Origin of the sequence: Chitinophaga sp. (assembly GCF_035564935.1) — a bacterium.
Classification (GTDB): domain Bacteria; phylum Bacteroidota; class Bacteroidia; order Chitinophagales; family Chitinophagaceae; genus Chitinophaga.
Map to the genome: position 1 here is coordinate 1 of NZ_DATMTE010000854.1, position 7,943 is coordinate 7,943.

11 protein-coding genes are annotated in these 7,943 nt (G+C 44.5%); 5 read left to right on the top strand and 6 right to left on the bottom strand.

Features of this window, described 5'->3' with window-relative positions; genetic code table 11:
• From VN105_RS22315 to VN105_RS22330, 4 genes are all read left to right on the top strand, one after another.
• On the top strand, positions 1-663 hold a 663-nt coding region (locus VN105_RS22315), incomplete at its 5' end, for an SCO family protein (protein ID WP_325644369.1).
• A gap of 77 nt (positions 664-740) precedes the next feature.
• Entirely contained in the window at positions 741-1,313 is a 573-nt protein-coding gene (locus tag VN105_RS22320) for a DUF420 domain-containing protein (RefSeq protein WP_325644371.1), read from the top strand.
• Positions 1,314-1,374: 61 nt separating this feature from the next.
• Positions 1,375-1,590, top strand: a complete 216-nt coding sequence (locus tag VN105_RS22325; RefSeq protein WP_079471726.1) for a hypothetical protein — start codon at positions 1,375-1,377, stop codon at positions 1,588-1,590.
• A gap of 26 nt (positions 1,591-1,616) precedes the next feature.
• Positions 1,617-2,090, top strand: a complete 474-nt coding sequence (locus VN105_RS22330) for a GNAT family N-acetyltransferase (protein WP_325644373.1) — start codon at positions 1,617-1,619, stop codon at positions 2,088-2,090.
• 8 nt (positions 2,091-2,098) lie between these two features.
• Here VN105_RS22330 and VN105_RS22335 read toward each other — a convergent pair whose 3' ends face one another.
• The 3 genes from VN105_RS22335 to VN105_RS22345 all read right to left on the bottom strand — a co-directional run bounded on the left by VN105_RS22335 (position 2,099) and on the right by VN105_RS22345 (position 3,676).
• Positions 2,099-2,707, bottom strand: coding sequence for a MarR family winged helix-turn-helix transcriptional regulator (locus VN105_RS22335; RefSeq protein WP_325644375.1), 609 nt, complete (start codon positions 2,705-2,707; stop codon positions 2,099-2,101).
• Positions 2,708-2,805: 98 nt separating this feature from the next.
• The gene (locus VN105_RS22340; protein WP_325644377.1) at positions 2,806-3,066 is read right to left on the bottom strand and encodes a DUF2024 family protein; all 261 of its coding nucleotides are present in this window, start codon (positions 3,064-3,066) and stop codon (positions 2,806-2,808) included.
• Between the two features lie 34 nt (positions 3,067-3,100).
• Positions 3,101-3,676, bottom strand: a complete 576-nt coding sequence (locus tag VN105_RS22345; RefSeq protein WP_325644379.1) for a protoglobin domain-containing protein — start codon at positions 3,674-3,676, stop codon at positions 3,101-3,103.
• A 230-nt stretch (positions 3,677-3,906) separates the two neighbouring features.
• On the opposite strand from VN105_RS22345, the gene VN105_RS22350 reads away from it, so the two are divergent.
• Positions 3,907-5,169, top strand: a complete 1,263-nt coding sequence (locus VN105_RS22350) for a chloride channel protein (RefSeq protein ID WP_325644381.1) — start codon at positions 3,907-3,909, stop codon at positions 5,167-5,169.
• A gap of 21 nt (positions 5,170-5,190) precedes the next feature.
• On the opposite strand, the gene VN105_RS22355 is transcribed toward VN105_RS22350, so the two are convergent.
• From VN105_RS22355 to VN105_RS22365, 3 genes are all read right to left on the bottom strand, one after another.
• Positions 5,191-5,517, bottom strand: a complete 327-nt coding sequence (locus tag VN105_RS22355) for a multidrug efflux SMR transporter (protein WP_325644383.1) — start codon at positions 5,515-5,517, stop codon at positions 5,191-5,193.
• 277 nt (positions 5,518-5,794) lie between these two features.
• Positions 5,795-6,697, bottom strand: a complete 903-nt coding sequence (gene meaB, locus VN105_RS22360; protein ID WP_325644385.1) for a methylmalonyl Co-A mutase-associated GTPase MeaB — start codon at positions 6,695-6,697, stop codon at positions 5,795-5,797.
• 45 nt (positions 6,698-6,742) lie between these two features.
• Positions 6,743-7,789: a glycosyltransferase family 1 protein gene (locus VN105_RS22365; RefSeq protein ID WP_325644387.1), complete on the bottom strand. Its 1,047-nt coding sequence runs from the start codon at positions 7,787-7,789 to the stop codon at positions 6,743-6,745.
• Positions 7,790-7,943 lie beyond the last annotated feature (154 nt).

The following is a 7,943-nucleotide window of genomic DNA, read 5'->3' on the forward strand; positions in this document are numbered from 1 at the left end:
CTCATTGTAGATCACTACGGAAAAAATGTGGTGCCGGTACCAGGATACTTCATCCCCGAGAGAATAGATACGATCTCTGAAAATGGTAAAGTATCTTACGATACCGTTTTTCATAAGATCAGGGACTTCAAACTTACCAACCAACTTGGAGAACAGGTGAGTTTGAAAGACATGGAAGGAAAGGTGTTACTGGTTGATTTCTTTTTCACTTCCTGCCCAAGTATCTGTCCTACATTAACAAAGAACCTGAGAAAGGTACAGAGTGCGTATGTAAAGAACGATTCTTTGCTGCAGATCCTCTCCTTTTCAGTAGACCCCGAACGGGATACGGTAGATAAATTGCGTAAGTATGCATACGATCACCAGATAAATCCCGATAACTGGTGGTTGCTTACCGGTAGTAAAAAGGAGATCTATGACCTTGCCAGAAACGACTTCTTTGTTTCAGTAACACAGGGAGATGGTGGTCCGGACGATTTTATACATACCGAGAAGCTGGTATTGATCGATAAGAACAAGAACATCCGGGGATATTATAACGGGCTTGATTCCAATGATGTAAAAAGATGCGCCGGCGATATCGCCATATTGCATCTGGCAAAAGACAGACACCGCCCGGGTTTTGCAGCCTTCCTGAAAAAACTGTTCTCCGGAGAGAAGTAATAAAATAATTGTAAAGGAAAGGTGAATAAGGAAAGGTTGTTCGCCTTTCTTTATTCACCTTTCACATTTTAGTGGATATGGAACTTAAGAACAGAAATCTCAATACGCCTATTACTATCGTGTCAATAGTTATACCAGTGCTGGTAGCGTTATTGTTTGTTTTGCCCAAACCGGAGATGCATCCTGGTTTTGACATCAGGATCCTGCCACTGTTCCATGCTATTCTGAATACCAGTACCGCAGTTTTACTGCTGGCCAGCCTCTATTTTATAAAGAATAAATACGTAAAGGCGCATAAAACCACCAATTTAATTGCAGTGGGATTGTCGGCAATATTCCTGCTTTCCTATGTTACCTATCATTCACTGGCGCCCGAAACCCGTTTTGGCGACCTGGATCATAATGGTATGCTGGATGCGGCAGAAAAAGCGATGCTGGGAAGTATCCGTTATGTTTACTATTTCCTGTTGCTTACGCATATTGTACTGGCTGCTATTATAGTACCGCTGGTGCTGTTCACCCTGCTGCGCGGTTTTCAGAACGATATTCCCCGCCACCGGAAAATAGCCCGGATCACCTGGCCCGTCTGGTTTTATGTAGCCGTTACCGGGGTGATTGTATATATTATGATCTCCCCTTATTACCATTGATAGAATTAAGCGGTTTTTTTGAGGCAGATAGCCTAATTTTACAGGATCAAACAATAATACTATGAAGAAGACAGGTTTGTTTTTACTGACGGTGTTTCTGACGGTGATGAGCGGATCAGTAATGGCGCAATGTTCCCTGTGTACTAAAACGGCTCAGCAGCTGGGTGAAGGCCCGGCAAAAGGCTTGAACAATGGTATTCTGATGCTGGCTTTAACGCCCCTTGCTATCATCGGCTTCCTGGCATTCAGGTGGTGGAGAAGCAATAAGGAAGCCTGACAAATTTAGCATAACCCAAAAGAACTATGATCACCTACAGAAAAGCGGATATAACGGATATCCCGCAGTTAGTACATTTGCGGCTGCAGTTTCTGAAAGAAATTTACCCTAAGTCTGATAACTCCCAGGATGCCGTGTTGAAGGATCAGCTCAGGGTCTACTTAACAGAACATCTTACCAAAAATAACTTTGTAAACTGGTTTGCCGATGCGGAAGGCGAGATAGTGGCCAGTGCAGGTATCGTTTTTTACAATCAGCCGCCGCTGTACCACAATCTCGAAGGCAAGGTAGCCTATATCCTGAACGTGTTTACACTTCCGGCATTTCGCCGCCAAGGTATCGCAAAAACACTGCTGCAAAAGATCCTCGATGAAGCAAAAGAGCGGAATACCGGTAAAGTGAGTTTACATACCAGTAAGGAAGGCCGTTTATTATATGAACAATTCGGGTTTGTAGCCGGTGATAATGAAATGACCTGCCAATTGCCCCGTATCCAGTAAAATAACGGCTACTCTTCGCGGAGTTTAAAAACAGGACATTCCATCCTTAAACCACCATTGTTTAAAGAGATCCTCAACTTATTACAGTGATACCCTTTCTTTTCATTGAGATGTTCACAGTTAAAACACATGGGCTGGGTGGAAATGATTTCCTGCTGGTTAAGCTGGTATACTACCTGCATCAGTTGTTCCAGCAGTCCTGCCTGGTCTTTTAATGGCATTTGCGCTACCGTTTTTTGTAATGGATCCGCAAATTGCTCTACTTTTTTAGCAACGGCCCTGCCTTCTTTCACCAGGTGTAAAGTGTGGCTGCGCGTGTCCGTAGGGCTGGCTTTACGCGTCAGGTAATGCTTTTGTTCCAGTGATTTCACTGCATCGCTGATGGTGGCTTTGGTCATGTTGAAGTACGATGCCAGTGTAGTTACAGTACGTTTTTCCTCCGGGTAGTGCAGTAAAAAGGTAAGTACCTGGATTTGAATGGGACTTAATCCATACTGTGTTGCTTCCTGCCATAATAATACGCGGAAGGCTTCTGATAATCGCTCCAGGGAGGCCACTATTTTACTTGGTGTGTCTTCTGCCTGCTGTGCAGGGCTGAATGTGGAAACTTTCCCCATATTTTCTTGCTGTCCTTATAGTTAGTTTGGCAAGGTACAATATAAATATATGGCATGAAATAGCATATTAGTGACATTCCTGCATGGCGCTGTATTTTTTACTGGCACCCCTCCAATTCATGGATATAGTACCCTTTTTGCCGGATATGGGTTTCCCAGCGCGGTATAATTTCAGTGATATGGCAAAAACGGCAGTCTTTCCGGGAAATGTTTAACCCCTCTCTTTTTTTCGATTGAAGATATATATTCCCATAAGTGAGCACTTCATCAAACGGAGTATCTTTTGTAACGATGATATCAAAATGCAGATATCCTCCATCTTTTTTCTTAACATAAGTGTCAAAAACAGCAACTTCCATTGAAATACTTTTGATGCTAACGTAAATGGTTATACTAAAAAGGGAGTTGTCGGGGCTGAGGGTATACCCATAACAATACACTAAAACTGATTGCTTTAAACCAGGCCTGCTGCATACGTTCCACCTCTGTTGCAGAATGGCCCTGCTTATTCAGGAAGGGCCGGCCGGCCTCAGAAACAGGATATATAAAAGAAGACAAATAGCGTAAATATATCAGCGGCAAAGGATCTATATCGTGCTCCTCCGCTTTTTTATATTGCCACTGCGCAGCAATCCGCTCTTCGAATTGCCACCATGGCTTTCCTTCCTGGCGGGTACACAGGTCTGTTATCCATTTACGGAAATGCGGACGGAGCGACTGCAGATATACAATATCGGGTGCACCATCCTTTGTGAAATAGGTAGCAAGATAATTATTCTTTAAAATGCAGTTATACCAGTTGTCAAGGATGTCTTCTGTATGCGCTGTCAGGATATTTCCTGCCATCATCAGGTATTGTTCATCCTCATTGGTGAACAATAACATCCTTTTTAATACAACCATTGTTTGGGCATCCGGTGAGGAGGGATTATCAGCGCCAGCTGTGCCTTGATGCCTAGCGTCATTCATACATATTAGTTTTGGTTTCCATCACGGATGGGTTATTACAAATATAATAAGGTTGCCTAACTAAAACAACCCGGTTTTTATATTAGAACACTGATCAGGACGATTACACTGATTTGTTTGATGGCTCGTATACCCCTGCACGTTAGCCATTTAATATATTAACTATAAATTATTTGTGATTCTACAGTGAACTATATAGATTTGATAATCTGGTTGATAATACCCACTTCATGACGAATAGGCTATACGCTATAACAAAAAACGGACTTCCCCTGGTGGAGACTGCACCACCGCAGGCGCCGGCTAACGCAGCATTGGCAGGCTCCTCCCGTACCTGGTATCTTTCTGCTGCCGCCATACTGGTAGCGGCTGCCGGCGTTGCAGTTGCCTGGGGCATTACCACTATCATTCGCGCAATAACATCGCTGGCTTATTATGATGAAATAACAACTCATTTTACGGGTGTTGAAAATACAGAACGTGAATGGTGGATTATTGGCATCCCGGTAGCCGGCGCTGTACTGCTTACAGCCGTCAGCCGGTACGCTTCTCCCCTGCTTCGTGCATCAGGATTAACTGTTGCAATAGGAGCCGGTAATCCGTTAGGCGTTGAAAACGCCGTTATGTTATTTAACGGCGGCGTAGGTGCGTGGACCGGCAGGTTATTCCGTTGCACGGAAGAGGAATGCCGGATACTTTTTACTGCCGGTGCATGCAGTACGTTGGGCAGCCTTTTTGGTGCGCCGGTAGCGGCTGTACTCCTGGCAATAGAGCTATGTTTACCAAACCGGGCACTCAAAGGCATATTGCCGGTAATGGCAGCCGCAGCAACCGCTGCTGCTGGCAGTTACCTGTACAGGGGTACCAACCCTGTGTTAAGTTTTGCCGCCCTGCCCGCAATGAATGGAAAAGCGGTGATGGCTTACAGTGTAATTGCTTTACTGGTAGGGCTATGGGCCAGGTTAAGTACGGTGCTGTATAAGCTTATTGGCAAATGGTTTGGAAAGCTAACAAACTATAGCAAGTGGTATTTACTTATCCCCGCATTACTTACTGGTATTACCGGTTACATTTTTCCGCGGATACTGGGTACGGGCGAAGGCTATGTTACGGATCTGTTACAGGCGCACGTTACGCTGGCTATTCTTTTTGCGCTGGCCTTTATCAAATGGATTGCCTGGCTTTTTTTCTCGGGCGCCAATAAAACAGGCAGCGGTATTATTCCCTTACTGGTGATGGGTGGCGCTATCGGCCTTTTGATAGGCGCTCCTATGCAAATGCTCTTTCCTGCTGTTATGATTAACGCCGGCATTGTTGTACTGGTAGGTATGGGAGCCATGCTGGCGGGTACTTCACGTGTGGTGTTCACCGCTATTGCATTATTGGTGGAAATGACCCATGATATCAATGCGGCCCTTCCTGCAATACTTGCCTGCATACTGGCTTATGGCATTGCCATCTTCAAAAGCAAAACAGCGCAAAGCCATTCATAACTTTGCGCTGCCGATGCCTGTTTATTCGTGTCCGGAAACAAACTTCAAACCTACAATGGAGCCTATTAACAGCATCAGGAAAAAAATGCGCAGCATGGCAGCCGGTTCTTTAAAAAATATCATACCGGCAATAGCGGTGCCGGCAGCGCCAATACCTGTCCACACAGCATAAGAGGTGCCTATTGGAAGACCGCCATTAATTGCTTTATTCAAAAAGAAAAAGCTTAGAGAAATACATACAACGAAACTCACAGATGGCCACAGCCTGGAAAAATTTTCGGAATACTTTAATGAAATAGTAAAGCCTATTTCAAACAGTCCACCAATGACAAGGAATAACCAAGGCATAATTACTGAATTTAGAAAGTAAGAAAAAAATATATTGGAAATGTATGGGTATGAAAACGCCCGTCCCCTGCAGATCAGAGACCGTAATTAAACACCGCGTAAGCGATAGATATGCCGAATGAAGTAAAACGCATGCCGCAAAGATAGCAAAAAATTACTTAATCAATCCTGCGGAGTGCTTCCCGCTGGCTGAGCGGCGCCAGTGAGTGCGGCGTAAGCCGGGTTGGCCGCCACTGTATATGCTTCTGTGATCAGGTGGAGGTAATTCCATGCACCCTTAGCTTTTTGTGCTGATATAACGGTAAAGATTAAACGTTTTTTGCTGCAACAGTTCCCGTATCTCTTGCTGAAGGGTTTGTTTGGAGATGTTTTTCATGCGCCTGTACTGTATCAGTTGCCAGGCTTTTTCCGCTAGTAGTAAAATGTGCTTTTGTTGTTGATGGGAAACAACGGCATGATGTTGTTCGATCGCCTTTATTATTTCGTGTATGCCTGACTGTTGGGTAGCTATTGATTTGATCACCGGGATTTCCCAATCGCTGTGATGCCTGCTATGCGCCAGCAGCCGCAGATTTTTTACAAAGGCGTCTGCATTATCCCGGTCGGCTTTATTCACAATAAAGATATCCGCGATCTCCATCAGACCTGCTTTCATGGTCTGGATTTCATCGCCGGCCTCCGGAACCACTACCACAACCGTGGTATCTGCCACACCGGCTATTTCCACTTCACTTTGCCCTACCCCCACCGTTTCTATAAAAAGGTAGTCGAAAGCGGCGGCCCTGATAAGGTCACTTACTTCAATAATTTTAGGGCTCAATCCTCCCAGGGCTCCCCTGCTGGCCATAGAGCGGATAAAAACGTGCGGGTGATTGAAGTGCTGACCCATCCGGATCCGGTCGCCCAGCAGGGCGCCGAAATTGAAAGGTGAAGAGGGATCTACCGCTATGATAGCCACACTTTTATCCTGTTCCAGTAACTGAGTAATGAGTGCATTTACCAGGGTGCTCTTTCCCGCACCGGGGGGACCGGTAATGCCTACCACTTTGGTATGATCACTCACCGGTATTTGTTCCAGCAGCTGTTCATATCCTGTTGCTTCATTTTCAACGAGGGAAATGCAACGGGCCAGTGACTTTATATTTCCGTTTAAGAGTCCGGGTATATGCTGCTGGTACATTTTGTTGTTTACAGAATTTAAAGAACAAAAATAAGGTATCCCGGTTTACGCGGTTAGCGAGCGGTAAATATCCAGGTACTGCGCGCCTATTTCTTCCCATCTGAAGCTGTCGGCATGCTTTTTAAGCGCAGCCATAGGCTGGGTGGCGTTATAATGGGCCATTCCTTTATTGAAAACCTCCTGCATATACGCAGGGTCAAAGTTTTTAAAATAGTAAGCCAGTTCACCGCCAATTTCGGGTAAACTGGTTTTATCCGAAAGAAATACGGGTTTCCCGTAGTGCATCGCTTCTATTACAGGAATGCCAAAGCCTTCAGCGATAGAGGGGAATACGAAAGCTGCGCAATTGCTGAAATACCAGTATTTACTTTTCTCATCTACCGGGCCAATAATTTTAACCCGGTCCTGAACCCCATAGAGGGCCGCTTCCTGCAGGATTTGTTTTTGATAGGTGGTATTGGCGTTACCGGCTATAACCAGTTCATAATCATTATCTTTCAGTAGCCGGGGAATAACATGGAAATTTTTCTTGGGTAAAATGGTGCCGATAGTGAAAAGAAATGGCCGGGAAGGGCGGTAGAGCGGGTCGTTGAACAACGGGAATGATTTCACATCACAGCCGTTATAGATAACGCTCAGCGGAGTATCGCCAATTTCGAGGTGCTGCAAAACATCTTCTTTTACATAATTCGATATTGTAATAATATGATCCGCTTTATTGATCATCCGCTGTACTTTTGACAGCTGGCCCGATATTTTATGTTTATAATTGGGTTTGTACAGGAAATTGAGGTCGTGTATAGTTAATACACGTTTTATTCCCGGGGAAGCAGGAATATAGTCGGATAACTGGTAAGTAGTATGCCAGAGCTGAATATCTTTCGAATACGGCATCCACAGTTTATGCCATGCTTTTTGTTTGTAATGGGCCTGGTTTGAAAAAAGTGTTTCCTTATAGGAAGGCAAATAGAAGTACAGCTCCTCCGGAGGAGCGATCAACTTCATTAAAGTTTGGCCAAGTTCGCTGCAATAAGTATATAGACCGTTGTTCGGATATTTCATTCTCTCACAGTCTATCACAAATCTTGGCATACTAATCGGTTTGAATAATTGTCAGGTATATATTTATATATAACTAAATGCTTAAGCGAAGATATTACAACTTTTTACGAAAAAGAGATAATTATCTTCCGGCGGTTTCCGGATAAATTTATCGTCCTGGCGTATATTGGTCGTCAGTCCGATG